Raw genomic sequence first — 25,852 nt, 5'->3', positions numbered from 1 at the left:
GCCTAGCGGAGCGCCAGGGCGTCGAGCCATCCGTGCGCGGCGGCGTAGCGGATGATCTCCGCGCGCGTGCGCAGGCCCAGCTTCTCGGCGGCCCGCGCCTTGTAGGTCTCGATGGACTTGACGCTGAGATCGAAGCGCCGCGCGATCTCCTTGTTGCTGAATCCCTGCGCGATCAGCCGGAGCACGTCGGTCTCGCGCGGGCTCAGGGCCTCGGCCGACGGCTCGGTGTCCCCGCCCTGAGTCGGGGTCGCGGGATGCGCCATGGCGTGGCTCGCCACCGAGGGGTCGAGGTAGATCCCGCCCGCCGCGACGGCGCGGACCGCGCGGAGCAGGTCCTCCGCGGCCGAGCGCTTGAGGAGGTAGCCCCGGGCCCCCGCCTTGAGCAACGGCTGGACGTAGGCCGCGTCCTCGTGGACCGTCAGCACCAGCACGCGCGTCCGCGGGCACGACCCGGCGACGCGCTCGGTGAGCTCCAGGCCGTTGAGACCCGGCATCGAGACGTCGACCACGGCGACGTCCGGGTCCGCGGCGTGGATCATCGGCAGCGCCTCGCTGCCGCTGGTGGCCTCGCCGACCAGCTCGATCTCCGGGTCGGCGTTCAGGAGCGTCCGGATCCCCGCGAGGACGATGGGGTGGTCGTCGGCCAGGGCGACGCGGATGCGGTCCGTCATTCGCTTCTCCTCAGGTCTCGGGATGGTGCGGGATCGGGATGGTGACGAACAACGTCGTGCCGATGCCCGGAGACGATTCCAGCGTGAGGGTCCCGCTCAGGAGCGACAGCCGCTCGCGGATGCCCGACAGGCCGAGCCGCAACTTGGCCGGCGTCTCGCCGCTGGCGCGCTCGCGCAGGTCCTCGGTGACGAAGCCGATGCCGTCATCCTCGATGACGACCCGCATCTCGCCCGGACGCTTCTCCAGCGAGACGCTGACGCTCGCGGCCCGGGCGTGCTTGAGGACGTTCGTGAGTGCCTCCTGCACGATCCGGTAGACGGCGGTCTCGATCGCGGCCGGCAGCCGGGTCGCCTCGCTCAGGAATTCCAGATCCGCGCGGATCCCGTGCCGCTGGCTCCAGTCGCGCAGCAGGGTGGCCAGAGCCTCGCGCAGGCCGAGATCGTCGAGGGCGGTCGGCCGCAGGTCGACGGCGGCCCGGTGGATGTCGCGACCGATCTCGCCGGCGAGGGATTGCAGCCACTCCACCTGCCGGCCAGCCTCGGCCGTGGCCCCGCGTGCCAGGAGCCGCTCCATGCTCTTGAGGCCCAGCGACAGGCCGGTCACCGTCTGGCCGACCTGGTCGTGCAGTTCGCGGGCGATCCGGCGCTGCTCGTTCTCCTGGGCCTCGCCGAGGCGGCGCAGCAGCGCGAAGCGCTCGGCCTCCGCGCGCTTGCGCGGCTCGATGTCCGACACCACGCCGTAGATCAGCCCGGCCGGAGTATGCTCGTGGAGCTGCGGCACGCGGCCGGCGACCCGCACCCAGCGCGGGTCCCCATCACCCTGGATCACGCGGAACTCGACGTCGAGCGGGGTGTCCTCGGCGAGGCTCCGGTGCAGGGCCTCGCTCAGGCGCCCGCGATCCTCGGGATCGACAGCCTGCAGGACGGTGTCGGCGTCCACATCGCTGTCGCGCCCCTCCGCGGCCGCCGTCCACCCGAGGAGATCGGCTGCGCGGGCCGAGCCGGTGACCCGGTGCGCGACCGTGTCCCAGCGCAGCGTGCCGAGTTCCGCGGCCTCGGCGGCCACGGCGCCCTGCTCCTCGCTGGAGCGGAGGGCGAGGGAGAACCGGGCTTGCTCGCCCGCCCTGCGCTGCGCCATGTCTCGGCCTACCAGTCCCACCAGTGCGAGGGCGAGGCCGATGCTGACGAAGCTGCCGCCGCCCAGCACGACGTAGGACCGCGACACCGGCGCGTTGAGCGTCGCGACCGGCATGCCGAAATGCACTGACCAGCCGCCGGTATGCTTCAACGTCCGGTAGACCACCTCGACATTCGCGCCTTCCAGCGTCGGTCCGGTGTAGAAGCCGTTCGGGGCGTGCCGGATGGCCGCCTGGAGCGCCGGGTTCGCCGGGTGGCCGAGTTCCTCCACCTCGGCCCGGGTTCGGGCGATCGTATTGCCCTCCGCGTCCACGATGGTGCCGACCCAGCCCTCGGGGGCGCCGGCGTCGCGCAGGATCGAACTCACCGCATTGGTGGCGAGCCGGATCGACAGGACGTAGCGCAGCGTGCCGTCGCGGATCACCGGCACGCGCAGGGCCACGAGGCGCTTGCCCGAGATCGATCCGGCCGGGCCGATCCCGCCGATCACGGGCTGCCGCGTGCGCACCACCGCGTCGAAGCTCGTCCGGTCCGAGGTCGGTCCGAGTTCCTCCTCGAGGGAGCGGAGCAGGTTGACGATCTGGGCGCCGTCCGGTCGGGCGAGCTCCACCGTCTCCCAGAGGGGGTGCGCCTGCCTGAGCCGCTCGGCCTCGGCGTAGAAGGCCGCGAGGTCCGGCCGGTCGAGGGTCGCGGAGGCCGCCTCGGCCTCAAGGACAGCGATCTGGGCAGCGATGTCGGAGGCGACGCGCTCGGCGACCCGGGTCGCGCTGGCGACGGCGGCGTTTCGGGCGAGGTCGCGCTGCTGCTGCGCCATCAGCGTCGCGACCCAGCCGCTCAGCAGCAGGACGGGAATCGCGGCCGCGAGGGCGAGGGCGACGAAGGTGCGGCGGCTGCCGCGGCTGAGCTGGGGCTCGGGCCCCCGGATGGCTTCGCGGGGTCGGACGGTCATGCGTCCGTGTGCGGGCACGCTGCGCGTCGGTCCGCACCTGCCGCCCATCGCTCGGACGGCCTGACCACCCTACCGCGCCGTCCCGAGCGCATCGTCGCCCGCCTCCCCAATCACCGCATCGCCTTGGAAGTCCCCCGCTCTCGTACGGGAAAGTCGCCCCGCCGTCAGGCCGGGGATGCGGGGTCGGACGCGGCATTGCCGTCGCAGAGGGTCGATCCGGGCAGCATCCGGGCCGGGTGCGGCATCCGCGTCGCCACCGCCCACGATGAGCCGTCGTAGCCCTCGAACCAGGCCCGGCGCTCGCGCGACTCGCCTGGATACGGACAGGCATCGCGGGGCCGACCGACGGAGCGCGCGCGGGCGCCCTGTTTGACGATGTCCATGAGCATGGGCGCTGATCTCTCCGGCTGCTCGGGAGCATGTCCCGCCCGGTCAGAAGCGCCGAGATCGAACAGCCGAGCAAGCTGTTTCGAACCGGGATATCGCTCACACCGACGCGTGTCGGGCTTATCCCGACACGCGTCGGAACGATGAACGGTTGACCATTGCACGAAAGTGGCACCGGACCTTGAGGTACTTGCGCCGATCCATCCGAATGCCGCGCGGAAGGCTATCAGATCCTCGCGTCGTCAAGCGCGAGGAAGACCGGGCGCGGCTCGGCGCAGGACGCTGTCCGGAAAGCCGCGATGGCCCGGCCTCGCGGACCGGACGGCCAGCCTAGTAGTAGGCGCAGCCGTAGCCGGCCGGTGCGTAGCGGTAGCCGTAAGGCCGCCCGTAGGCCGCCTCGTAGAGACCGGGGCGGGCGGCGCCCGCCGCGAGGCCCAGGCCGGCGCCGGTCGCGAAACCCAACCCGCGGTGACTGCCCCAGCCACCGTAGCGATACGCGTAGGGCCGGTAACCGTAGCCGGCGGGGCGGAAGTGGACGCCGCGGTATCCGCGATACCCACGGTGCCGCCGGTAGTGCCGGTGGAGACGGTGATGCCGATGGCGGTGCAAACCGTGGCGTCGCCCCCTCCAGGCACCGTGGCCGAGATGGTGGGGCCCATGATGGAAGCCGCGGCCGTGGGGCCGCGCCTCACTCGACGGCGCGAACAGGACGAGGCTGGACAGCGCCGTGAGGGCGATCGCAAGACGTTTCATGGGTCTGCTCCAGAGACGGTGAAGGACGTCCGCGCGGATCGGACCCGATGCCGGATCCGGACGCGCGGCGCGGTCTGTCGGGGTGGCGATGCCGGCCGCCATCGCCGGCCACCGCTCGTCCCCTGAGGGGGCCGTCGGCGGGTCGCCGCCGGTCGCTGCCCCGCACCCTCATCTGTGCCGTCGCGGGCCGATCAGCAGTCGGAGAGATCGGCATTCGTGTCAGGGTCGGCCCGACATGCCCGGGCGCCCGGCCTGGATTAGCTTGGCCGTGGGCATTCGCGCTCGCGCCAGAGGGGGACGGCATGAGGAAGGCGTTGGGGCTGCCGGTGCAGCGGGCGCGATCTTGGTACCGGCGCTACGGACGCCTGGGGGAAGCGCAGACATCGCGACCCGTCGTTTCGGGCCCGCACGTCGCCCGCGGACGGATGCTGGAGGACTGGGCGCGGCTGGGGGGCGGTCTACTCACACCCGAATCCGCCGATGCACCGCCTGCGGAGAGCCGCGCGCCGACCGAGCGGCGGTCCTCCGCCGCCTCGATCAGTCCGACGGGCTGAAGACGGCGTCGCCCACGAAAATCATCTCGTGGTCGATCTCGGGGGGATTCTTCTGGGAGCCGTAGGCGAAGAACAGGCGCCGGGTCCGGCCATCCGCTGTGATCAGGGTGAGCGTGTGGCGATCGAGGGCGTAGTGGCCGCCCTCCGGCGCGCGCCGACGGCCGATCGCCGTGCCGACCCCGGTGCTGGCCCCGGAATTCGTCGCGCCGACCGAGCCGCCGCGGCCGTAGCTCCCGTCCGCGTGGAAATCGTAGCGGCTCTCCACGGCGATCGCCACGTCGCCCCCCAGGGCGGTGTTGCCGCCGCCCGACAGCCGCCGGTACGCCCGCGCCACGCGCTCGCCCGAAGCGGCCGGGAAGGCCCGGAAGAAGCTGCCGTCGCCGAGGGCGTAGTCGCTGGCACGGCCGCGCCCGTCCGTCAGCACGAAGCCGGCCCCCTTGGCGGTCCACCGCCCGAACCGCTTGGGTCGGGCGCCCCGCTCGGCGGCGAGGTCCACGTCTTCCAGCGCGGTGTCGTCGATCTCGTAGTAGGTGCCGTCGCGCAGGAAGATCAGCGGCTCGAAATCGATCGTCATGAGACCACCGACGCCGAATCCCGTGGTCGACCGGAAGTACACGCCCTCGACCGAATCCCAGTTGGCCGCGTGGCGCGGGGGTTCGGGCGCGGCCGGCGCGGCCGGGCTCTCCGCGGCCGACGGCGGCTTCGGGCCCGCGCGTCCGGCCCGGTCCTTCGGCACCAGCCCGTCGTCAGTCAGCGCCAGGGTCCGCAGCGTCGCGACCGGGATGAACTCCTTGGACAGGCCCGCGAGGAAGCGCGGCAGCACGCCGAGCCGCTTGGCCGCCTGCCAGCCGGCATGGTGGAGCACGGCACGCAGCTTGACCTGCTCGGCGAAAGCTGCGCGCGCGGCCGGCTGGGACAGGGGCGGCCGCTCCGCCATCGGGGCCACGAACCGGCTCCGGATCGCCCGCAGGGCCGACGGGCTCGGCTCGATTGTCGCGTCGTTGGCGACCATCCATTGCAGGGCGATGAAGGCAGTGAGCACGTCGCCCGCATCGTCCGGCCGCAGGGGCGTCCCGTCGAGGAAGCCGCGGAAGACGGAGTCGTAATCGTGCCGGGCGAGTTCCCGCGCCGTCTCGTCCGCGGCGATCGGGTTCGCCGCGCGCTGGTCGCGCACCGCCCGTACCACCGTGGCGGCCCTCAGGTCGGGCGTGGAGGCGTAGGGCAGGGCCGGACCCTGCGCCTCGGCCGCCTGCGCCCGTGCCGACGTCGCTGACGCGGCTATCGCCACGCTCGACAGCGGGACGGCTGACAACCCGAGGCCGAACAGCGCGGCCGCGCGCCAAATCGCATGTCGCATCATCGCCGCCGCCACGCCTTGAGGAGCATCAGCAGGCCCTGCAGCCCGGTGAGCAATAGTGTCAGGGCCATGAAGGGCAGGAATGGGATCAGCAGCCAGCCCGTCATCGTCAGCGTGTAGAGCAGGTCGCCGATATCGTGTCCGGCTACCGGGCACGGGTGCGTGCCCGCCTCGTTCACCGTGCATCCGGTCAGGCTCGTCAGCGTGAGGCCGAGGGCGAAGGGCAGGACCGGCAGCCACGTGATCAGCAACAGGATGAGGATCACGCGCCGGCGTCGCCGGGACGGGCTCGGCCGCGCCGTGCTGTGGATGTTCATCGGTCAGAGTCCTGCACACAGGCGCCGGTCCGCGAGGCATGCGGAGGCCGGTCGCGCGACGCATCCTGCGCGGGCCCGGGGCGGCCGCGTCTCGCCGCGCCGCTCATGGCTGGCGGCGGTAGAGGCCGCGGAAGGAGACGTTGAGCCCTCCGCAGGCGAGGTTGTCGTCGACGATCAGCCAGGGGCCGACCCGGCGCAGCCAGACCTTGCAGTCGGAGGCGTCCCCGGTCTCGACGGGCAGCGCCCCGCTCTCGCCGACCGCGAAGCTCGCCGCGTCGCCCTGCGGCGCGACCGTGCCGGCGAATTCGCCGATATGGACCCCGCCGCGGCGTACCCGCTCCGGGTCGCCGGCACCCCATGTCGCGTCCCCCGCGAAAGTGAGCATCCCCGGCTTGTCGACCGGCTTGTCGCCCGGCGTGAAGCGGATGCGCGCCTCCGGCCGGGTCCAGGTGCCGAGCCAATCCGCCGGTGCGACGGTGCCCGACGGCTCGACGGCGACAGCTTCGGCCGGGAGCCAGCCGGACCGGCCCATATCGTCGCCCGCGCCACGATAGTGGGCGCAGACATAGGCGCCGCGCCGCTCGCCGAGAATGACGGGATCGGCGGTCACCAGGTAGGCGCGCTCGCGGCAGGCGGCGCTCGGGTCCGGGCAGTTGGCGCGGGCGAGTCCGTCCTTGACGAAAGCCGTGCGCCCCGGGGCGGTGATCCGTCCGAAGATCGGGGGCGGACCTGAGGCCAGCGACGGTGGCCGCCGGCACTCGTTCTCTTCCGCATGTGCCGGCCCCGCGAGCAGCGCGAGGGTGGCGAGCAGGATCGAGGGAGCGAGGGGCGAGAGACGCATCGGGCAAGCGCTTTCGATTTCGGGCCGGAGATCGGTCAGCGCATCGCCACCGAAGCGGCGACGCGGTCGGCCCGGTCCAGGGCGTCGGTGCGACCGGCGTCGGCGAAGCCCAGAACCCGCAGGTAGCGCTTGCCGTCGAACACCATCGTCTGCGTCACGCCGAGGGCGCGGCCGCTCTTGGTGTCGGTTTCGGTTCCGCGCAGCCGCACGACTACCGCCCCGCCGCGGCTGGACCGCGCCTCGTCGGTGACCTTCACGTCGGCGAAGTCCTTCTGCGACGCGAGCAGCCGGCGGGCGACCGCGACCTCCGCGCCCGATGGGACCGGCGCCTGACCGAGCGACGGCGCGACGACGATCACCGGCTGCTCGCGCTCGGGATCGACGTCTTTGGGGCCCTCGGTGAGGAGCAGGCTGCTGCCCGCGAAGACCGCGGCCGGACGGTAGCCCGCCATGTCGCCGACCGTGTAGGGCAGCGCCGCGACCTGATCGGTCAGGCCCGCCTTCGGCCGGAACGCGATGGTGCGGAGGGCCGCCTCGACGGCCGCGGCGGGCACCTGCCGGGCCGCCTTCTCGGGCACCTGCACGGTGACGAGCCCGGTCCCCGGGGCACCGCGCACGACGGCGACCCACTTCGCGTAGGTGAGGCCGTTGGCGGGCTGGGTGCCGCGCAGGACGAAGCCCTCGCCGCCCGCGACCGGCAGCGTCTCCGCCCCGCCCTTCACCCGGAAGCCCGTGGCGGCCAGCGCCTCGGGCGTGAACCGGCCGTTGATCTGGTCCCAAGCTTCCGGCGGCATCTCGACCAGGATGATCGAGGCGCCGGCCGGATGCTCGAAGCCGGCGAAGCGCCGGCTCACGCTCATCCCGGCCGGCGGCGTGAGGCCGAGGGCGCCGGCGGCCGGAAAGACCGGATCGGCGCAAGCCTCCGGGGCCGGTCCCGCGATCGCCAGCGGCGCCACGACCAAGCCGACCAGCAATTCGCGCCGCGCCGGTCGGCGCGGGCCAAGACGGGAGAGGACGCCGCGCAGGCGCTCGCGAACCGACATGGTCAACCTCCAGGTCAGGGGGGACGAAGGGGCGCGACGGTGAGACCGGCTACCGCGTCGCCACGCGGCTGATGACGAAGGTGTTGCCCGAGAACTGGACCTGCCCCGGCGCGCTCATGTGCTCCAGCATCAGGCGCAGGTTCCGGCCGAGCCGGGTGGAATCGGAGCGGGTCTCGTACCAGTACTCGGTGCTGGCCCCGCTCGCGCGCACCGGACGGTGGTGCTCGTAGCAGCGGAAGGCCGCCATGTACTCCTCGGCCGCCTGGACCTCCTGGTTCGAGAAGCCGTTCAGACGGACGACGTAGGCGCTGGGCAGGCCCCCGCAGCCCTCTGCGCCGGGCGCCGCCGTTACGGCGCCGCCGATTGGCGCGGGGTCGGGCGGCGCGGCGCCGGCATCGGCCCCGCGGCGGGGCGCGATGACGCCGTCGAGCTTCGCGGCGAGCGCGGCCGCGACGTCGGCGGCCACGGTCTTCGCCTCGGCGCCGACGCGCTCGAGCAGGCACTCGCGATCGCAGCCCTGGGGCAGGGGCGGCAGCTGGAGCCCGGCCACCTCGAACGACCCGAGCGACTGGCCGGTGCGGACGTTGAGGAGGCGGCCGGGGATACGGATCTCCGGCCTGACGATATCCGAGTAGGCGGATTTCGACGCCGACGCGTAGATCTGGAACACCGCCACCACGTCGAGAGGCGGGTTCTGGACCGCGCGGGCCACCTCGATCAGCTCGGCATCCCGACGGCGCACCCGGTTGGCCTGGGTGAAGCCCATCGCCACGGCGGTCTCGTCGTAGACGTTGTAGCCGCGCAGGTTCATCGTCTCGGACAGTTCGTGAATCACCCGCTGGAAGATGCGGTTGCCCCGCGGCACCGCGTCCTCGTCGGCGTCCTCGCCCATCACGACGATGTTGGGTTTGGTCTGTGCCCGGGCCGGTGCCGCGTAGGTGGATCCGAAAGCCAGGACGGCGAGGCAGGCAGCGCGGAACGCCGTGGTGCGGACGAGGGGCATCGGGATCCTCCAGGACATCGCGGGTCTCTCGGTGATCGGAGCGCGGGTGAGGGGGGCGGGCTTCATTCAGCGCATGGACGCGGCGTCGGCGCCGCGCCGAAATCGTCGAGGTCGAGATCAGTCCGCAGGCGCGGATCGGCCGAGTCCGTGCAGGTGTGATCCGCCACCGGAAGGACGAAGCGCAGGGCGCCGCTGCGGGCGGGCGCGATCAGGCTGACCTCCACCCTGCGGTTCACCCGTGACAGGGGCGCGTCGGGATCCTTCGGTCGCGCGGGTCCCCAGCCGTGGACGCGCAGGCGCTCCGGCGCGAGGCCGTAGGTCTCGACGAGATGCGCCTTCACGGCGCGGGCCCTGGCCAGGGAGAGGCGGCGATTGTAGGCGCGGCCGCCGGCGGCGTCGGTGTGACCGGCGATCAGGAAGGCGTGACCGGCCAGGGGCTGGGCGCGCAGGGCCTCACCGAGCGGTTCGAGCTGGATCCGGGCTTCCGGCGTCAGGCGGGCGCTGTCGTAGGCGAAGAATACGGTGAGATCGACCGCCCGTGCCGGAACGACCCGCACCGCGGGGCCGCCGTCGTCGGGGCTGATCGTCAGCGGACGCGCGGGTGCGCCCGGATCGCCGTCCGCGAACGGCGCCAGCGACCGGATGATCGCGGTGGCGCTCGGATTCGTGGCCCGCGCCTCCTCGGCCTGCGCCCGGTCCGCGACCGGGTCCGGCGGCGGGGCCGCCGCGTCCGGTTGTGCGGCCCGGGCACCCGGCACCTCGGTGAGCGGGTTCGCCCGGGCGGGCACGACCAGAGCGAGGCCGATGGCGAGCAACAGGCCCGAGCGGCCGAGGCGCGTCCGCGCGGCGCGTGGCAGATCGTGGGTCCGCATCGCTTCCCTCTCCGAATGCCGGGCCTCGCTGCGGCCCCTCTCACCCCGTTCATGGTCGACCCAGAGCGATTTCCGTCGCGAGGCGGAGCGGTTTTCGACGACGGCGCTCAGCGCCCCCGCAGGATGGCGTTCATCCCGGCCGGATCGAGCGGTCCGTCGGTCGCCGGCCTGGGCTGCGGCGCCGGGCCGGGTGCAGGCGGGACCGGCCTGCCCCCCGGATCGACGGCGGCGACCGGTCGCCCCTGGGCCGCCGCGATCCGCGCGAGGATCGGGCTCCGGCCCAGGATGGCGGAGAGCCGGGTCGCACTGTTGAAGCTCGTCGGATCCTTCGGATCGAGGCCGCCCTCCTTGTGGAGCGCGATGCCGGCGACGGACGCCTCGAACATCAGCGACCCGGAAGAGCCGCCGAGGGTGTCGCAGCGGTGGCGCAGGTCCGGACCCTCCGCCTGATCCTTCACGGCGAAGCAGCGGAAGCGGCTCATCACCTTCGGACGCCCGAGGGGATGGTGGATGACCAGCATCGAGCGGTTGGCCGTCACAGGCTCGCCCGAGAGCCGCGCGGCGCCGTAGGTCGCGGTCGGATTGCCGGCGACCCGGGCGAGGGCGAAGTCGAGGCGCGCATCGTACTCGACGGGTTTCGGGTCGATCTCGAACCGTCGGGAGCCCTTCCCGTCAAGGGTCAGGTAATCCATCAGGATCGACGCTTTGACCGGGTGCAGGTCGCCCGATTGCGGCAGGCAGTGGTGGTTGGTCAGCACGTAGTCGCCCGGCAGGAGCGTCCCCGTGCAGGAGGCACCGACCTGCTGACCGGTGCGGCCGTTCTGGAGCACGATGTCGACGCGGCCGATCGGCCGAGCGAGCGCCGCGAGGCCGTCCTTCGGGTCGAGTTCGCTGACCGGCTCGAAGGCGCCCTTGTTCTGGTCGACATAGGCCGCCGCGTCGCCGGTCGTCTGACGCAGGGGCAGCTGCGCCCGGCCGTAATCGGCGGGATCGAAGCCGACGCTCTGCGCCCGCGCGGCGTCGCCGCGGCCGAGCACGATCAGCGCGCAGGCTGTTCCCAGCAGGAGAGGGCCTTTCCGGCGGATCGAGATCATCCTCTCCCTCCTCGCGGTGCGGGGCTCCGGCCGGTGCTCGCGGCGTCGATCGACAGCATTCGGGACACGTCGGGCTCCCATCAGCGCGTCAGGGCGTGGACCAGACGGCCGGCCGACGCGGGGCCCCCGGCCTCCGGAACGGCCTGGACCGTGTAGACGAGGTTCTGCCGCGCGCCCTCGCGCAGGAAGTAGCCGAGAGTGCCGTCCGCCAGCCGGATGGCGGGAAGGGCGGCGTCGCGCAGTTCCGCCCCGACCTGCACGCGCAGACCCGGCTCCGCACCGATGGCGAGCCCGCACAGATCCGGCGTGAGCCGGCTCGCGGCCAAGCGATCGCCCGCCTCCGCCCGCACCGGACGCCGCTCGGGCGGATCAGCCCCGAAGGCCACGCGCCGGCAGGAGGAGCCCGCCGGGGCACGCAGCTCCGCGACGTGGACCCGCTGCGCGATCCGGGCTTCGGTCCCGGCCGGCGTCTCGTCGGGAACGGCCGGCGCGTCGCGCCGCGGGTCGCCCTCGGGGCCGGGCCTCGTGGCCCCGAGAGCGAGCACACCGGCGAGGCCGGCCGCCGCGACGGCGCCGGCCGGCAGCGCCAGACGTCGCCATCGCGGCGGCGGCGAGGCGGCGGCTTGCTGCGGTCGCTGAGGGGCCGCCAGCCCGGCCAGGGCCGCGGGCACGCTGTCCGATGGCAGGAGCCTCACGTCTCGGCCGAGGTCGCGCAGGGCGGCCTCGGCCTCGGCGCGCTGCGGCCCCTCGGGCAGGAGGACGGCCAGCGCGGCGCCCGGAGCCTCGGCGATCAGCGAGGTGCAGCGCGCGATCTTGTCGAGCAGCGCGTAGTCGCCGGGCAGGACCGAGAGGTCGAGATCGACCGCGCCGGTCGCCCAGAGGATGAGGTCGGCCTCTGCCGGTGTCGCGGCCAGCGGGTGGCCGCTCTCGACGAGGCCGTGCGCCAGGCACACCGGGACTTCCCAGGAGCGTCCGGCATCGAAGGAGCCCGACAGCCGCAACTCGTGGGGCTCGGGCGGGCGGCCCATCCATCGGGCGAGCGGGCCGCCGGCACCGCAGAGCCGCGCGTAATCGGCCGACCAGGGTAGCGGCCGGTAGTCGCCGTCCGCGAAGGCAGCCGGGGCCGGAAGGCCGGGGCGCGGCCTGAGCGCGCGCAGTACCAGCGGTCCGCGGGTCGTGGGCACCACGACGAGGATGGCCGGACGCGTCATGCCCGAGCCGGCCCTCCGGACCCGGACGGGCCCGGACGGGTCCGCCTCCTGTCCCACCGGTTCGTCAAAGCAGGAACACCGCGCAGGCCGGGTCGCGCAGCATGCGGCCGAGGAGGGCCGCATCCGGCACGGCAGGGTCGAGGGCGAGCACGACCGCGCCCTCGGTCGCCGCGCCGAGGTCGAGCCGTGCCGTCTCGTCGTCGAGCCACGCCTCGATCACCCGCGGCATCTGCCCGGCCTCGCCGCGCAGGACGAGGAGCGGCGGCGCGCCGTCCGCGGCCTCCAGGATCTCCAGCGCGTAGGCGCCGACCCGGCGTCGGACGATCGCGCCGTCCGAGGCGGCCGCGGCGAGCGGCGCGTGGGCCAGCGCCACCGCGCCGAGCATCGTCCTGTAGCGGCGGCCGGTCGTGGGGTCGCTGCGGATCGCCCGTACCGTCGCGAGGTCGACGGGGCCGTGGGGCGCCCGGGTCGCGTGGGCCCAGAGCCTCGCGTGGTCCGGCCGGGCGCTCGCCTCTGCATCGCGCAAGCCATCGCGCACGAGCGCGCGGGCCGCGTGGATCTCGGCGAGGAGCCGCGCCGCATCGCTCACGCGGCGGCCTCCCTGGCATAGGCCGCCGCGAACGCGACCGCGAAGATGCCGCGATCCGCCGGGAACAGCGCGTCCAGCGGCCGTTGGTGGGCGAGGCCGTCGAGCGACCGGTTCAGGTCGGCCGCCGCCTCGGCGAGGCGCAGCAAGGCTGGCTCCGCGGCGGCGAAGCCTGCCGAGAGACCCTCCCGATCGTCGAAGCCGGCGCGGCGGACGCGGTGCAGGTCCGCCTCGGCGGCCTCCAGCGCGGATCGGACCGCCTCGGGCAGCGCGTCGCGGTCGGCGATCCGGAGCGCCGCCGCGATGCGGAGCATCCGGGTGAGATGGGCAGCGAGCAGTCCCGCGCGCGCGCGCAACGCGCCGTAGCTCTCGGCCTCCAGACAGCTCGCGCGCTCGGCGATGTCGGCGCCGCCTCCGCCGCGGCGGAGGCGGTTGGCGATGCCGGACTGAACCCGGCCGAAGCTCACGGCCCTGAGCGTCGTCAGCGGGCGGGTGCGGTGGTAGGGCTCGAGGCGCAGGAAGTCGGTCAGATCCTCTCGCTCGGCGCCGGTGAGGATCTTCGGGCCCTGCGGCCAGTCCGCCAGGAGGGTCGCCAGCGCCGCGGCGGGCTCGGCGGCCGCGAGATCGCCCAGTGCCGCGTCCAGCCTCTCGTCCCAGCCCTCGTGAGCGTCGAGGGCCGCGGGCGTCGAGAGGGCCTCGAGACCGTCGAGAAGGTGGCCGGCCGCCTCGAAGGTCACGAAATGCTCCGCGACCGTACGGAAGCCCGGCCGCTCGCCCGTCGCCATCTCGGTGCACCAGAAATCCAGGATGTCGTCGTCCGTGACGGACCGGCGCCCGCCCAGGAAGGTCAGCAGCGCCCGGAAGCGCCGTTCCAGCGGCGCCAGCGGCAGATGGGCGGTCCGGTAGGCGGCGAGATGCCGGGCCAGGCGCTTGGCCAGGATGGCCGCGCTGTCGGGGTCAGGCGCGGCGGCGAGTTCGTCGAGCCAGCTCGCCACGGTGGCGAACTGCGCCAGATCCTCGGCGGTGAGCACGAACTCGGCGAGCGCGAGGAGCCGGGCGAGCCCGGCCCAGCTGGTGGACCAAGCGGTGCCGAGCACGGGTCCGCGGTCGTCGACGGCCGGGCCGTCGCCGAACCGCGCCGCGAGGGCGGCCGGTCGCGCGAGGCCCGGATCGAGGGCGAGGGTGATGAGATCGCGCCCGTCGCGGGCGCCGGTCGCCCCGGCCAGAGCCGCGAGGGCGTGGGCGAGGTCCCACACGGGCTTGTCGCGGTTCGGTCGCACGGCACCGGTGACCACGCGGGCGAGCCAGGCACGGTCGGCGCGGGAGAGATCGCGGCCGTCGCCGACATTGGCGAGGTCGGCCGCGCAGCGCTCGTCGTATCCGCCCGTCATGCGCCTCCCGGTCGCGGGCTGCCACGCAACCCCTTGGGATCGTTCGATTCGCCTTATGGTTACCTCGCGACCGGCCATCCGTCGACCTCCGGCAGCCATCCGGGCGCCACCCGTCCGATCTGTGCGAACCAGACGCTGTTCTGAGTCCGTCGCTCCGCCTCAGCGGACCACGATGCGCGCGGTGGCCTCGGTGACCCCGGGGGTGGCCCGGATCCGGTCGAGGAGGTCCAGCACGTCCGGTGGCTGGAGAAGGCGCGCCTCGCCGGCCGCGCCCGGCGCCGCCGCCAGCCACCGCGCGGCGAGTTCCGGCGGCAGGCCGCCCGGCACGCCGAAGCAGGCGAACAGGTTCTCGAACGCTTCCCCCGCCACGATCTCGTCGAGGCCGTAGCCGCGCGGGTAGCGCCGCGACTCTCCCGGTGTGAGGGCCAGCTGCGAGGCGGCGTTGTCGCGCACCGGAAGGGCGACGAAGGCGGTCTCGTCGGGCGCGACCACCCAGCAGTACAGGTTCTGCGCGACCCGGGACTCGATGCGCATCTCCAGGCGCTGACCGGCCGCGAACGGCGTGGCGGCGGCCGCCACCGAGAGGCGGCCGGCATCCGTGCGCGCCGTGGCGGCGAGGTGGTCGAGAAAGGGCCGCGGGACGGGATCGCAGCCGAGGCCCTCCGTGGCGATGCGGCGTTGCCCCGTCGGGGCCAGCACGGCGCCGTCGCGCTGGAACTCGACCTCCAGCCAGGATTGCCGGTCGTGATCGGTGCGGAAGCGGCCGCGCGCCGTGATGGGGCCCGCGCACCCTGTGCCGGGCGGCCGGCGGCGCACGTCGAGGCGCGCGCCGCGGAGCACGCGGTTGGCCGACCGGGCCTCCGCGTCGAGAGCGATGACGAGGCGGTCCGTGAGGGCGCCCGCGCAGGTCGAATGGCCACCCTCCGCCACGAACGGGCAGACTTCGACGGCGGCGGCGCTCGGTACGGCCTGCGCCAGGGCCTTCACCGCGCCGTCGAAGACAGCGTCGACGTCGGCCACGCCGGCACCGACGTGGATTGGTACAACCAGAGGCTCGCTCGTCGCCTTGCAGGCGGCGCTCTGCGTCACGGCCTGGAGCCGGATAGAGGCGGTCTCGCCGGCCCGACGGGGCTCGACCAGGAACACGGCGGCGTCCCCCGCGAAGGCCGACCGGATCTGCGCCTCCGCCTCCGCGCCCGACAGGCCCGTCGTGCCCTCGCGCAGGGCCTTGATCCGCACCACGTCGGCCGCCGCCGCGAGCCTGACCCGACCCGTTGCCTGGAGCCGGGTCTCGACGGCGAGGCGCACCTCCTCGGACTGCTCGCGCGACAACGCCGTCTGGCCGGGCTCGACTCCCACGACCGCGAGCGTGAAGTCCGGACGGCCCGCACAGGCCGCCACCGCGTCGAGGAACGGTGTCAGCGCCTGCGTGGCGGGATCGGCGCGCGCCGCCGCCGGGGCGAGCAGTAGCGCGGCGAGGAGGAGGCGCCTCATTCGGTCTCGTTGGCCCGAGCGTACTGGTCGAGGGCGCGGACGAAGACGGGGTTGAAGCGACCGTCGAGGGCGCCGGTGTAGTAGTCCGCGTCCTTGATCGCGCGCTGCACCGAGCGGATCGTCTCGGGCTTCAGCTTCTGGGCGGCGGTGTCGGTGGCCGAGACCGAGGCGGCGCCGAGTTCCCCGTGCTTGAGGGCGCGCATCACCATGTCGGCGGAGCGCACACCGGGGAAGTACCGCCCGAAGCCGTTGTCGATCAGCGTCGCCATCGTGGCCATGGCGACCGGGTCGCCCCGGTCCGCCGCCTGCCGGAAGAGGTCGAAGCCCTGGCGCAGGTCCTTCGGGAAGCCGTAGGCGCCCGTCGCGTAGTGCGGCACGAGCTTGCTGATCGAGGCGACGTCGCCCCCGGCCACGGCGCGGCGATACAGGGCGACCGCCTGCGCCTCGTCCTTCGGGATGCCGTTGCCGTATTCCAGCATCCGGGCCGCGTTGGCGAGCGCGACCACATTCCCGCCTTCGCCCGCCTGCCGGTAGAGGCGGAACGCCTCGGCCTGCTGGCGCTTCACGCCCTGGCCGTTCTCGTAGAGGGCGGCGAGGTTGTTCAGCGCCGACACGCTCCCGGCCTTGGCAGCGCGGTCGTAGGCGGCGAAGGCCTCCTTGTAGCGGTCGGCCCGGTCGTAGGCGCGGCCGAGCTGGTAGGAGAGGCGGCGCAGGTCCGGATAGGCGGCCGCAGCCCCGCGGCAAGCGTCGATCGCGGCTGCCGGCTCGATCCGGCCGAGCTTCACGCCGGTGACCCCACTCGGACGATCGGGATCGTCCGTGCCGGCGGCGAGCTCGTCGCATCGTTTGACGCGCGGATCGGCACTCGGATTCTTGCCGCCGAGATAGCCCTCCGCGAGGCTGCGATAGGCGCAGACCTCGCCGCAGGAGTCGAGATAGGCCTGATACCGCCGCTGGGTCCCGAACCTGGCCCAATTCTCCTGGTCGATCGCCGCCGCGTCCCGGCGCCGTCCGGCCAGGAGCCTGTCCATGGCCTGAGGCCGGTACAGGCAGGTCTCGCCGCAGGCGCCGATATAGGCCTCGAACGCCTCCCGGGTGCCGAGCGTTTCGGCCCGCCGCCAAGCCGCCTCGTCCCGGATGGCAGCGACGCCCTGCGCGACGGCCGCCACCGGCAGCGAGGCCTTGAGGACGATCGGGGCCTCGTCGATCTCGGGCACCTGCTCGCGGCCCGACGCGCGGCGGGCGGCGTCCTCCACCTCGCGGCGGAGGTAGCGCTTCAGCTCCGTCCACTGCACGAGCCCGTCGCCGTCGCCCTGCTGGTCTCGGGCGTCGGCGAGACCCGACACGCCCATCAGGAACCGGCTGGTCAGCAGGCCGAGCCTGTTCGCCTCGTCCCAGTTGGCGGGCGTCGCGCCCGAAGTCGCGACCAGCCGCACGATGCCGCCCTCCGCCTTGGGACGGGCGGGCGCGAAGCCGGGCGCTGACACCGCCAGGAGGCTCTCGCCCTTGCGCCCGGTCTCGCCGGTAAAGCAGGCATCGACCATCACGACGAGCTGGTGGTCCGGGCCGATCTTGCGCTTCACGAGCTCGAGGTTGCGGTACAGGGTTTCCAGCGAATACCCGCTCTCGCCCTGGTTCGGATTGCCGTCTTCCGGCAGCAGGAACGGCTGCTTGGTGGTCAGATCCGGGACTCCGTGGCCGGAATAGTAGACGAAGACGTTCGAGCGGCCCTCGCGCACGCTGCGCCAGAGACGGCCGGATTGCGGATTGCGCTCGGTGCCGAAGACTTGGTTGAACTCGTTGAGCGTCGCGTCCTTCAGCAGGAAGACGTTACCTTCGCGGTATCCGAGACGCTCGATCAGGTAGGCGCGGATCGCCTCGGCATCGTTGTGGGCGTAGTCGACCGGCACCGTCTGCTTGTAGCTGCGGTTGCCGATCACCACCGCGACGGCGTCGGCATTGTCGGCGAAGGCTGCGGGATCGGCGGCTGCCCGGGCCGGCGCGACCGGGGCTAGGGAATTTATCCCGAGCAGGATGATCGCGGTGCGGGCGGCCCGCCGCAGCGCGGATACCGGGTTGGCTCTCGGCAAGCGCGTCCTCCTGTCCGGGTCGCGGCCCGGATTCACCGTCCTCGAAGCGGGGCGCGCCCGGTCGGCACGCGCGACAGGGTTATCCGCTGGGGGATCGGGAAACAATCTCACGCGTCGGACGCGTCCGGCGAATGCAGTCCTCGCGGCCGCGCGACCGACGTCCAGGACACGGTTGCGGGCGGTGGGGGCGCAGCTCAGCCCCAGCCCAGATACGCGACGATCAGGCTGAGGGCGGCGAGGTGGAGCGGCGAGAGGGCGGTCAGCATCGCCTCGCTCCTCACGGCAGGTAGAGGCCGCGGCCGCAGCGGCGCGCGCGCCGCGCCTCGAAGTAGCCGGTGTAGCGATTGTAGACCTCGACCGTGCGGTAGACGCAGTAGCGGCCTGAGTTGCGGCCGTTGAAGTAGACGCCGCCGCTGTCGAGATCGACGCCGATAAACTCCTGATTTCCGCGCTGCGGCGCCGCGTCCTGGGCGCGGGCGGGACCCGCGGCGCACAGGAGGCTGGCGGCGAGCACGAGCATCTTCGTCTTGGTCACGTCAGTTCTCCCTGATCGGGCGGTGGATCGTCCGCCTCGTCAGAGGCATGGGCCGGCCAGACGCGGTTTCGCGCGGCCTGCACGGTCAGCGGGGAGGTTTCTCACGCGACAGCCGCGCCGAGACCGTCATCGATCGTTCGGCGATCGTTCGGAGCCGGTGGCATTCGCCCGTGCCGGAACGGGCAGGGTCAACGACGGCGAATGTTCATCGCCCGGCCGGATCCTCAGCGAATTACTGAACCGGTAACACTATTTCCGCCGTTTCGTTGACCTATGACTCGATCTGGGTCAATGCAACGTGGATCGATCCGCAGATTACGGCTCGGAGGCCGGCGGTTGTTGTTGGCACAGTTTCTTCGACGGGAACCATGATCATGAATACTATCGTCGCGGGGGCGCTGCCGGGCACGGGGGCGGCCATACCGGGAGCGGTGGCCCGGCATCCTGAACCGGCCATCTGACCCGCTGACGGGCTTCCGCTGGCGACTGCCCGGCCTCGATCCACCACACCTGCGCGATCGCGCGCGGGCTGCAGAGCTCCTCTCGGCGCCGATAAGGTTCTCACGCGGTGTCGATGCGGCGACGCGATCTCTCCGGGGCCGACATGCGCCAGGCGTTTCAGGATCCTCCTCAGGCAGCCCGCCCATCCGTCCGCCCGCGGGGGCGTTACACCCGAACGGCTTCCGCTCTCCTGAGCGTCGAGATCGCGGGCGCTGCGCTGCTCGGCCCGGCCACGCCGGCGCGAGCGGTCGATGGGCCGAGCTACGAGGATGACCGACGCGGCATCTTCCTGCCTTTCCTCAACGCCCCGCAACCCGGTGGCGCCATCACCCGCTCGCCGCGCCTCGGACTGTCGTTCGGCGGCGCGGCTCGTCCGGTGCTCGTGGATACGGGTTCGACGGGCATCGTGGTCTCGGCCAGTCGCATTCCGGGCAACGAAGCCCTGCCGAGCGAGCCCGGGCGCCTGACCTACTCGAGTTCCGGTCGGATCATGGTCGGACGCTGGGTGCGGGTGCCGGTGACCCTCGTCGGCCGCGACGGCGCGAGCGTGGTCACGCAACCCATACGGGTCCTCGCCGTCGACCGGATCGACTGCACCGTTCGCGCGCGCGAGTGCACGCCTCAGGAGGCGCCGGCCCACGTGGCGATGATGGGGATCGGATTCGGCCGGGAGGACGACAGCCAGACCGAGAGCACGCCGGACACCAACCCGCTCCTCAACGCGGACCTGCCGGGACCCGGCGGGGTGCACCGCGGCTACGTTCTGACCCGGCGGGGCGTGCATGTCGGCCTGACGCGCGCCAACACCCGCGGACGCTACCGCTTCGTGAAACTCGATCCGCACCCGCACGTGCCGGGAGACTGGCTCGGCGTTCCCGCCTGCATCGCCGTCGACGACCGTGAACCCGCCGCTTGCGGCCGGGCGCTCCTCGACACCGGCGTAACCGGCATGTTCCTGACGCTGCCGCCCGCGCAGGTCGCCGACAGCCTCCGGGCCGATGCGGCCGATCGCGCGGTCCTTCGCCCGGGAACGCGCCTGAGCTTCCGGTTCGGCGACGCGGCCGGCTACGCGATCACGGTCGGCGATCGCGCCGCGCCGCTCGCGCCCGAGCGCATCATCCTCAACACGACGCGCCCGCAGCCCTTCGTCAATACGGGGCTGCACGTCCTGAACGGCTTCGACGTCCTCTACGACGCCGACCGCGGGTATTACGGATTCCGGGCACGCGACTCGGGCGCGGCGTCGGAGGAACCATGATCGGCCCCCGGCCCCCGTGTCTCACGCCCGCCTCAGATCCGAGATCGCCATGCTGCGCAACGCGCTCATCGCCGCCCTGCTTCTGGTCCCGGCCGTGGGGCTCGCGGCGGAGGTCGATTGCAGCACCTCCGCGAACCAGATGGACGCCAACATCTGCACGGGCCAGGAATTGGATCGGGTCGATGCGGAGCTGAACCGGCGCTACGCGACCCTGCGCAGCAAGCTCGACGAGAACGGCCGACGCAATCTGGTCGCTGCCGAGCGCGCCTGGATCGCCTTCCGCGACCTCGAGTGCAACCTGAGGACCGGGTTCGACACGCTGGCGCCCGGCAACAACGGAAGCATCGCGCCGATGCTCCTGGGCCAATGCAAGATCGCGTTGACGCGCCAGCGAATCCAGGACCTCGCGGCTCAGATCAGGTGTCCGGGCGGCGACCTGTCCTGCTCGCCGTGACCGCGCCCCGTCGCCCTCTTCCACCACCGCCCTGAGCGAGATCCCATGATCATCGTCACGACCGAGAACATCCCGAACTATCACGTGCGCGAGGTCCGGGGCCCGTGCTTCGGCGCCGTGGTGCACAGCCGCGGTGCGGTGGGCAATCTCACCGCCGGCCTGCGCAGTCTGATGGGCGGCGAGATCAACGAGTACAGCCAGTTGATCGAGCAGGCCCGGTCCCAGGCGATCGACCGCATGGCGCAGAACGCGGCGCAACTCGGCGCCAACGCCATCGTCATGATGCGCTTCGATACGGCAGACACCGATCAGTCGATGATGGGCGTCGTGGCCTACGGCACCGCCGTCATCGTCGACGCCCGCTGAGGCCGCAGGCCGGGGCCGTCCAGGGCTGCGGTCCGCGCCGACCTCTCATCACCAACCGCGCGCAGGATCCCCCTCTGCCGGGTAGCGGAGCGCGCGAACCGGATCCGATCGCCATGAACCACGTATGCTCACGCCTGTTGCGGGCCTCGGCTCCCGTCCTTGCCGGGCTGCTCGCATGCCTCGCGGTGTCGACGGGTTCCAGAGCCGAGCCGCCCTCGGCCAAACTGTGCCTGACCGAGACCTCGACACCGGGCACGACGGATTGCATGAACCGCGCGTTGCACGAGGCGGATGCGAGGCTCAACGCGGCCTACAAGAAGGCGCTGTCGGTGATCGACCACGACGATCGCACGCAGGATCCTGACGCCAGGGCGCTGTGGAAGACGCGACTCGAGAAGGCGCAGCGCGCCTGGATCGCCTTCCGTGACGCGGATTGCGGCGACCTGACCTTCAGCGAGTGGGCCAACGGGAGCGGCGCGAACCCGGCTGTCCCCGCTTGCCTCTACGACAAGACCGTCCAGAGAACCGCGGATCTTCTCGGCCGGTACCCGCTGCATTGAGGGGCGCGACAGTCCGGCGCTTGCCTGATGACGCGCGGACGCGGCTTCGATGGCGTTGCCGATCGTTGGCCGCGTTCGTCGGAAGACGGGCCGATCCGGCCCGCGGCATCGGACGGCCGAACGCTCAGCCCGCTTCGATCGGCCCGGGCGGTCGCGGCGTGGGCGGCTCGGCCGGCGGGTCTCCGTCGGGCGGTGCGGGCTCGGGCAGCGGATCGTCGATGGGGGGCAGCGGATCGTCCCCGGGCCGCGGCGTATCCGATGACATGGCGTGCTGTCCTGTCCGATCCTTCTAACCGTCGCGGACGTAACGCGCGGCGGTCCGGTCGGATGCAGCCGCGTCAGCCGAAGGTCAGCGCCGACCGTTCCCGCAGCGCCCTGCGGAGGGCACGGCTGAGGTCGGCGACCGAGTAGGGCTTGTGCAGGAGCTCGAACCCGTGCGTGCCTTCCGAGGCCAGAACGTGACTGTAGCCTGAGGCCAGCACGACGGGCAGGTACGGACGGCGGCGCCTGATCTCCCGGGCCAGATCGACGCCGTTCATGCCCGGCATCACCACGTCGGAGAAGACCACCTCGATCTCCTGGTCGTTCGCCTCGATCGTGGCGAGGGCTGCCTGCGCGTCCTTGACCCAGACAGCCTCGTATCCGAGCTCCACGAGGGCCTGCCGGGCGAAGGCGCCGACCTCCTCGTTGTCCTCCACCACGAGGACGGGCGTGCCGTGCCCCTCGGCCAGCGGCTCCGGTTCGTCCGGCGCGGCATCGCTGACTTCCGCTTGGTGCGATCGCGGCAGGAAGAGGGTGAAGGTCGTACCGACGCCGACGACACTGTCGACCGCGACGTCACCGCCCGACTGCTTGGCGAAGCCGAATACCTGGCTGAGTCCGAGCCCGGTGCCGTGTCCGACGCCCTTCGTCGTGAAGAAGGGCTCGAAGATGCGCTCGAGCAGATCTGCCTCGATGCCCGAGCCGGTGTCCGAGACCGACACGGCCACGAAGTCTCCCGGCACGGCCGGATGCGCCCGCAGCGCCGGGATGCGGTCCGCGCGTCGCACCTTGATCAGCAGACGGCCCTCGCCCTGCATGGCGTCGCGGGCGTTCACCACGAGGTTGACGAGGGCCGTGTCGAACTGGCTCGGGTCGGCATCGACGTGGCAGCGCAGGGTCCGGCCGCCCGAGTCGGTGCCGGCATCGGTGTCGGTCGCGACGTGGATGCGCGCGCCGGTCAGGGTACCGACCATGTCGGCGATGGCGGCCACGGACTGGACCACGTCGAAGATCGCCGGTCGAAGCGCCTGCCGGCGCGCGAATGCCAGCAACTGGCTGGTCAGCTTGGCGGCGCGGTCGACCGTGTCGGAGATGGCGTCGACGTAGCGGCCCCGGCGATCCTCGCTCAGGCCCGGACGCTTCAACAGGTCGGTCGACGACTTGATGACGGTCAGCAGATTGTTGAAGTCGTGCGCCACGCCGCCGGTCAATTGCCCGACCGCCTCCATCTTCTGCGACTGGCGCAGCTGCTCCTCGAGGGTCCGGCGCTCCGTGACGTCCCGCCCGGTCGCGTGGAACCGGTCCCCGCGCGCGATGGCGTTCCAGGAGATCCAGCGGTACGCGCCGTCGGCAGTCCTGAAGCGGACGTCGAGGTCGGACAACCTGTGGTCGATGCGCAGTGTTTCGAACGCGCTGGCAGCCGTCTCGCCGTCGTCCGGATGAATCAGGCTGTCGATGCGGATGCCGACCAAGCTGCCGGCCGGCCAACCGAGGAGCTCCGTCCAGGCCGGATTGACCGCCTGACAGGTTCCGTCGAGGGCGCAGACGACGAGAAGGTCGCGGCTCGTCCTTCAGACGAGGTCGTGCTCGATCCGCCGGTCGCGAATCCGCGCCTCCCGCCGCTCCTCGTCCGACTGCTTGACGGCAAGATCCTCGAGGAGGACGGCGACGCGGCTCTGGATCCCTGTGCCGATCCGCATCGCGTGAACCTCGAGGACGGGCCCGGTTCGCGACATGGAGCCCTTGAAACGGGCACTGCGCCCGGATCGCGCGACCTCGCCGAGGATGTCGAGCCAGTGTTGCGCGTCGTCCGGCAGGAACTCGCTCATCCAGCGGCTCTCCGCGGCGGCGAGGCCCGACCGGCGCTCGAAGGCGGCGTTGGTCTCGACGAGCTGGCAATCCCGGGTCCTGCCATCCGCGTCGAAGCGCAGCTCGACGATGCAGAAGCCGACCTCCTCGTCCGCCGGCGGACCCCGCAGGTAGGAGGCCTGCGCGACCGCCTGGGCCTCCCGCTCCCGGAAGCGCGTGAGGTCGAGCTGGCTGCCGAAGAAGAACAGCAATTCGCCGTGCGGACCGAACACGGGGCTGATGTACAGCTCGTTGACGAAGGTGCTGCCGTCGCGCCGGTAGTTCAGCAGTTCCACCACGACGTCGCGTCGCGCGGCGATGGCGGCCCGGACGCGGGCGATGTCGGCCGGGTCGGTCGCCGGCCCCTGAAGGAAGCGGCAATTGCGCCCGATCAGCTCCTCCGCCGTGTAGCCGGAGAGTTCCAGGAAGGCGCGGTTGGCGAAGACGATCGGATTGTCGGGCAGGTTCGGATCGGTGACGATCATCGCCATCCGGGTCTTGTCGGCGGCGGTGAACAGGAGGTCGGACCGGGCGGTCCCGACACCGGCCAAGCTCGTGGTCGGGACGGCCGGGAGCTGGGTCGCGCGCAGGCGCGCGTTCTCCTCCACCAGCGCGCGCTCGCGCCGACGCAGCCGCTCGACCTCCCCCCGAAGATCTTCCATGCTCATGGTGCGGTCTTATCCGGAGCCGCTGCCGGGTCCAACGGCTACCCGCACCCGGACGCGAGGCGGGGGTGTGACCTCTGGTCCCGACAGGAGCGTTCGTCGTCGCGCGGCGTTCGGAGGTCACGACCTGGGGGAGGGGCCGTGCGGCCACCCCGATCCCGGCGCAGGACCAGGAAGGGCGCGTTCGGTGTGGCCGAGGCCTGATACGTGAGAGCCGCCCGGTTTCGGAATCGGCGCCCCGCGAACGCGAACGGCCGGGGCGCTGCCCCGGCCGTTGCGGCGTTCTAAGGGTCGCGGCTTACCGCAGGAGCTGGAGGACGCCCTGCTGGGCGGAGTTGGCCAGCGACAGGGCCGAGATGCCCATCGACTGACGGGTCGACAGCGCTTGCGAGTTCGCCGCCTCCTGGTTCAGGTCGGCGTTCGTCAGGTTGGCCGAGCCCGTCTGCAGCACGTTGATCAGCTGCTTGGAGAAGTCCTGGCGGTTCTGAACGACCGACAGGTTCGAGCCCAGCGTGCTCGCCGCGGAGTTCAGGGTCGCGCCCGCCGTGGTCAGGGTGGCCAGCGTCTTGTTGACGTCCGAGTTCAGCAGGAAGTTGCCGAGACCGTTCTGGCTGGTCGAGCTGTTCGAGTTGGTGATCGAGGTCAGGCCGAGGCCGTTCGAGGTCGCGTCGACCGAGGCGACGTTGAGGTTGGAGCTACCGGTGTCGTTGAACTTGATGTTCATGTCATTGCCCTTGCCGGCAATGAGGTTGACGCCGTTGTAGCTGGCGTCGCTGGCGAGCTGCGTGATCTGGTTGAGCAGGTTGTTGTACTGGTTCGCCAGCGAGGCGCGCTGGGCCGTGCCCGAGATCGACAGGTCGCTGGAGACGACAGTGCTGGCGGCGGTGCCGTAGGTCGAGGCGGTGGTCGCCGAGGCGGTGAAGCCGAGCGCCGTCTGGCTGCCGGAGTTCTGGAATTCGACGTCCGCCTGGGCGTTCAGGACGATCTTGGTGCCGGTGCTGTCGGCCGAGAAGATCGCGCCGGCACCGAAGGCACCGCTCGACGAGGTCGAGGCCGAGCTGACCGCGGCGTTGAGCGCGGCCACCGTCGCGCTGATGCTCGAGGAGGCGTTGATGGTGGCGGAGACCGAGCTGCCGTTGATCGTCAGCAGGACCGTCTGGGAGGCGGTGCTGGCGCTGTAGGCGTTGGCGGCGGTGCCGGTGGTGGAGAGCTGGGTCGAGAGCGCCTGGTTGGCGATCGACTTGGCCTGGTCCACGAGCTTCTGGATCGAGGTGATGCCCTGGTTGGCGGCCTGGATCGACTGGATGCCGTTGGAGATGCCGTCGAGGAGCGTGTTCAGGCTCGAGGAGCGGCCGTCGAGGGCCTGAGAGGTGAAGAAGTTGGTCGGGTTGTCGAGGGCGGAGTTGACCGTCTTGCCGGTGGCGAGACGGTTCTGCGTGGTCGCCATCAGCTGGGCGGTGTCCTGCAGCGAGAGCAGGTTCTGGCGCGTCGCGGCCGACAGGGTGATGGAGGACATGGATCGCTATCTTTCCAACCGGAGCAACCCGATTCTCGGGGATGCCTAAGAATACCGGTTAGGGTTAAGTCCGAATTAACTGCGCGAGTATTTTCGGCGAATCGGTAGCCTTACCGGGAAGTGTACGAGCGACGGGCA

Annotated in this window: 22 protein-coding genes and 1 pseudogene; 4 read left to right on the top strand and 19 right to left on the bottom strand. The window is 72.1% G+C overall.

All coding sequences use genetic code 11. The annotated features are described in order from the left end of the window. Positions 1–2 precede the first annotated feature (2 nt). From J3A75_RS20690 to J3A75_RS20610, 17 genes are all read right to left on the bottom strand, one after another. The gene (locus tag J3A75_RS20690) at positions 3–671 is read right to left on the bottom strand and encodes a response regulator transcription factor (RefSeq protein WP_012319991.1); all 669 of its coding nucleotides are present in this window, start codon (positions 669–671) and stop codon (positions 3–5) included. A gap of 10 nt (positions 672–681) precedes the next feature. Next, the gene (locus tag J3A75_RS20685) at positions 682–2,757 is read right to left on the bottom strand and encodes an ATP-binding protein (protein ID WP_070999824.1); all 2,076 of its coding nucleotides are present in this window, start codon (positions 2,755–2,757) and stop codon (positions 682–684) included. 164 nt (positions 2,758–2,921) lie between these two features. Continuing rightward, positions 2,922–3,146, bottom strand: coding sequence for an Rmf/CrpP family protein (locus tag J3A75_RS20680; protein WP_012319989.1), 225 nt, complete (start codon positions 3,144–3,146; stop codon positions 2,922–2,924). 328 nt (positions 3,147–3,474) lie between these two features. After that, positions 3,475–3,897 (bottom strand): hypothetical protein, encoded by a 423-nt coding sequence (locus tag J3A75_RS20675; RefSeq protein WP_209650712.1) that lies wholly within the window; start codon positions 3,895–3,897, stop codon positions 3,475–3,477. 537 nt (positions 3,898–4,434) lie between these two features. Next, the gene (locus tag J3A75_RS20670) at positions 4,435–5,811 is read right to left on the bottom strand and encodes a hypothetical protein (RefSeq protein ID WP_071000700.1); all 1,377 of its coding nucleotides are present in this window, start codon (positions 5,809–5,811) and stop codon (positions 4,435–4,437) included. After that, positions 5,808–6,125 carry a hypothetical protein gene (locus tag J3A75_RS20665; RefSeq protein ID WP_059409804.1) on the bottom strand — a complete coding sequence of 106 codons (318 nt, stop codon included), beginning with the start codon at positions 6,123–6,125 and terminating at the stop codon, positions 5,808–5,810. Before J3A75_RS20665 ends, J3A75_RS20670 begins: the two co-directional genes overlap by 4 nt. A 103-nt stretch (positions 6,126–6,228) precedes the next feature. Further along, positions 6,229–6,966, bottom strand: coding sequence for a hypothetical protein (locus J3A75_RS20660; protein ID WP_070999823.1), 738 nt, complete (start codon positions 6,964–6,966; stop codon positions 6,229–6,231). Positions 6,967–7,001: 35 nt separating this feature from the next. Further along, positions 7,002–8,009 carry a hypothetical protein gene (locus tag J3A75_RS20655; protein ID WP_209650711.1) on the bottom strand — a complete coding sequence of 336 codons (1,008 nt, stop codon included), beginning with the start codon at positions 8,007–8,009 and terminating at the stop codon, positions 7,002–7,004. Positions 8,010–8,058: 49 nt separating this feature from the next. Continuing rightward, a complete protein-coding gene (locus J3A75_RS20650; protein WP_245295793.1) occupies positions 8,059–9,030 on the bottom strand; it encodes a hypothetical protein in 972 nt (323 codons plus the stop codon). Positions 9,031–9,074: 44 nt separating this feature from the next. Beyond that, the gene (locus tag J3A75_RS20645) at positions 9,075–9,884 is read right to left on the bottom strand and encodes an OmpA family protein (protein WP_012319982.1); all 810 of its coding nucleotides are present in this window, start codon (positions 9,882–9,884) and stop codon (positions 9,075–9,077) included. Positions 9,885–9,991: 107 nt separating this feature from the next. Then, positions 9,992–10,978: a trypsin-like serine peptidase gene (locus J3A75_RS20640; protein ID WP_070999821.1), complete on the bottom strand. Its 987-nt coding sequence runs from the start codon at positions 10,976–10,978 to the stop codon at positions 9,992–9,994. Positions 10,979–11,058: 80 nt separating this feature from the next. Then, entirely contained in the window at positions 11,059–12,189 is a 1,131-nt protein-coding gene (locus J3A75_RS20635; protein WP_070999820.1) for a hypothetical protein, read from the bottom strand. A gap of 64 nt (positions 12,190–12,253) precedes the next feature. Further along, the gene (locus J3A75_RS20630; protein ID WP_070999819.1) at positions 12,254–12,778 is read right to left on the bottom strand and encodes a hypothetical protein; all 525 of its coding nucleotides are present in this window, start codon (positions 12,776–12,778) and stop codon (positions 12,254–12,256) included. Continuing rightward, on the bottom strand, positions 12,775–14,166 hold the full coding sequence (locus J3A75_RS20625; RefSeq protein WP_070999818.1) for a hypothetical protein: 1,392 nt from the start codon (positions 14,164–14,166) through the stop codon (positions 12,775–12,777). The genes J3A75_RS20630 and J3A75_RS20625 overlap by 4 nt, the downstream gene beginning before the upstream one ends. Before the next feature lie 159 nt (positions 14,167–14,325). Continuing rightward, positions 14,326–15,660: a hypothetical protein gene (locus J3A75_RS20620; RefSeq protein ID WP_029359812.1), complete on the bottom strand. Its 1,335-nt coding sequence runs from the start codon at positions 15,658–15,660 to the stop codon at positions 14,326–14,328. Then, entirely contained in the window at positions 15,657–17,750 is a 2,094-nt protein-coding gene (locus J3A75_RS20615) for a caspase family protein (protein WP_070999817.1), read from the bottom strand. Before J3A75_RS20615 ends, J3A75_RS20620 begins: the two co-directional genes overlap by 4 nt. Positions 17,751–18,027: 277 nt before the next feature. Then, positions 18,028–18,285: a hypothetical protein gene (locus tag J3A75_RS20610; RefSeq protein ID WP_083374365.1), complete on the bottom strand. Its 258-nt coding sequence runs from the start codon at positions 18,283–18,285 to the stop codon at positions 18,028–18,030. Between the two features lie 883 nt (positions 18,286–19,168). On the opposite strand from J3A75_RS20610, the gene J3A75_RS20605 reads away from it, so the two are divergent. The 4 genes from J3A75_RS20605 to J3A75_RS20590 all read left to right on the top strand — a co-directional run bounded on the left by J3A75_RS20605 (position 19,169) and on the right by J3A75_RS20590 (position 21,424). Continuing rightward, a complete protein-coding gene (locus J3A75_RS20605) occupies positions 19,169–20,044 on the top strand; it encodes a hypothetical protein (RefSeq protein WP_245295792.1) in 876 nt (291 codons plus the stop codon). Between the two features lie 49 nt (positions 20,045–20,093). Next, positions 20,094–20,498, top strand: a complete 405-nt coding sequence (locus tag J3A75_RS20600) for a lysozyme inhibitor LprI family protein (protein WP_051252354.1) — start codon at positions 20,094–20,096, stop codon at positions 20,496–20,498. 45 nt (positions 20,499–20,543) lie between these two features. Further along, a complete protein-coding gene (locus tag J3A75_RS20595) occupies positions 20,544–20,864 on the top strand; it encodes a YbjQ family protein (protein ID WP_024829581.1) in 321 nt (106 codons plus the stop codon). A gap of 113 nt (positions 20,865–20,977) precedes the next feature. Continuing rightward, positions 20,978–21,424 (top strand): lysozyme inhibitor LprI family protein, encoded by a 447-nt coding sequence (locus tag J3A75_RS20590; RefSeq protein WP_012319973.1) that lies wholly within the window; start codon positions 20,978–20,980, stop codon positions 21,422–21,424. A 338-nt stretch (positions 21,425–21,762) separates the two neighbouring features. Here the strand turns inward: J3A75_RS20590 and J3A75_RS37065 are convergent. Further along, positions 21,763–24,201 (bottom strand): annotated as a pseudogene (locus J3A75_RS37065) (PAS domain S-box protein). 295 nt (positions 24,202–24,496) lie between these two features. Then, a complete protein-coding gene (locus tag J3A75_RS20580) occupies positions 24,497–25,714 on the bottom strand; it encodes a flagellin (protein ID WP_024829584.1) in 1,218 nt (405 codons plus the stop codon). Positions 25,715–25,852: the final 138 nt, after the last annotated feature.

The sequence above is a fragment of the Methylobacterium sp. PvP105 genome, from assembly GCF_017876975.1.
GTDB lineage: Bacteria > Pseudomonadota > Alphaproteobacteria > Rhizobiales > Beijerinckiaceae > Methylobacterium > Methylobacterium radiotolerans.
This window is presented reverse-complemented; position numbering and strand designations above follow the sequence as displayed.

Excerpts from the sequence above, each read along its gene's own strand:
- J3A75_RS20665 (WP_059409804.1), bottom strand. The coding sequence starts at position 6,125 with ATGAACATCCACAGCACGGCGCGGCCGAGCCCGTCCCGGCGACGCCGG.
- J3A75_RS20590 (WP_012319973.1), top strand. The coding sequence starts at position 20,978 with ATGAACCACGTATGCTCACGCCTGTTGCGGGCCTCGGCTCCCGTCCTT.
- J3A75_RS20640 (WP_070999821.1), bottom strand. The coding sequence starts at position 10,978 with ATGATCTCGATCCGCCGGAAAGGCCCTCTCCTGCTGGGAACAGCCTGC.
- J3A75_RS20660 (WP_070999823.1), bottom strand. The coding sequence starts at position 6,966 with ATGCGTCTCTCGCCCCTCGCTCCCTCGATCCTGCTCGCCACCCTCGCG.
- J3A75_RS20690 (WP_012319991.1), bottom strand. The coding sequence starts at position 671 with ATGACGGACCGCATCCGCGTCGCCCTGGCCGACGACCACCCCATCGTC.
- J3A75_RS20675 (WP_209650712.1), bottom strand. The coding sequence starts at position 3,897 with ATGAAACGTCTTGCGATCGCCCTCACGGCGCTGTCCAGCCTCGTCCTG.
- J3A75_RS20670 (WP_071000700.1), bottom strand. The coding sequence starts at position 5,811 with ATGATGCGACATGCGATTTGGCGCGCGGCCGCGCTGTTCGGCCTCGGG.
- J3A75_RS20650 (WP_245295793.1), bottom strand. The coding sequence starts at position 9,030 with ATGTCCTGGAGGATCCCGATGCCCCTCGTCCGCACCACGGCGTTCCGC.
- J3A75_RS20600 (WP_051252354.1), top strand. The coding sequence starts at position 20,094 with ATGCTGCGCAACGCGCTCATCGCCGCCCTGCTTCTGGTCCCGGCCGTG.
- J3A75_RS20620 (WP_029359812.1), bottom strand. The coding sequence starts at position 15,660 with ATGAGGCGCCTCCTCCTCGCCGCGCTACTGCTCGCCCCGGCGGCGGCG.
- J3A75_RS20685 (WP_070999824.1), bottom strand. The coding sequence starts at position 2,757 with ATGACCGTCCGACCCCGCGAAGCCATCCGGGGGCCCGAGCCCCAGCTC.
- J3A75_RS20635 (WP_070999820.1), bottom strand. The coding sequence starts at position 12,189 with ATGACGCGTCCGGCCATCCTCGTCGTGGTGCCCACGACCCGCGGACCG.
- J3A75_RS20580 (WP_024829584.1), bottom strand. The coding sequence starts at position 25,714 with ATGTCCTCCATCACCCTGTCGGCCGCGACGCGCCAGAACCTGCTCTCG.
- J3A75_RS20655 (WP_209650711.1), bottom strand. The coding sequence starts at position 8,009 with ATGTCGGTTCGCGAGCGCCTGCGCGGCGTCCTCTCCCGTCTTGGCCCG.
- J3A75_RS20645 (WP_012319982.1), bottom strand. The coding sequence starts at position 9,884 with ATGCGGACCCACGATCTGCCACGCGCCGCGCGGACGCGCCTCGGCCGC.
- J3A75_RS20680 (WP_012319989.1), bottom strand. The coding sequence starts at position 3,146 with ATGCTCATGGACATCGTCAAACAGGGCGCCCGCGCGCGCTCCGTCGGT.
- J3A75_RS20625 (WP_070999818.1), bottom strand. The coding sequence starts at position 14,166 with ATGACGGGCGGATACGACGAGCGCTGCGCGGCCGACCTCGCCAATGTC.
- J3A75_RS20595 (WP_024829581.1), top strand. The coding sequence starts at position 20,544 with ATGATCATCGTCACGACCGAGAACATCCCGAACTATCACGTGCGCGAG.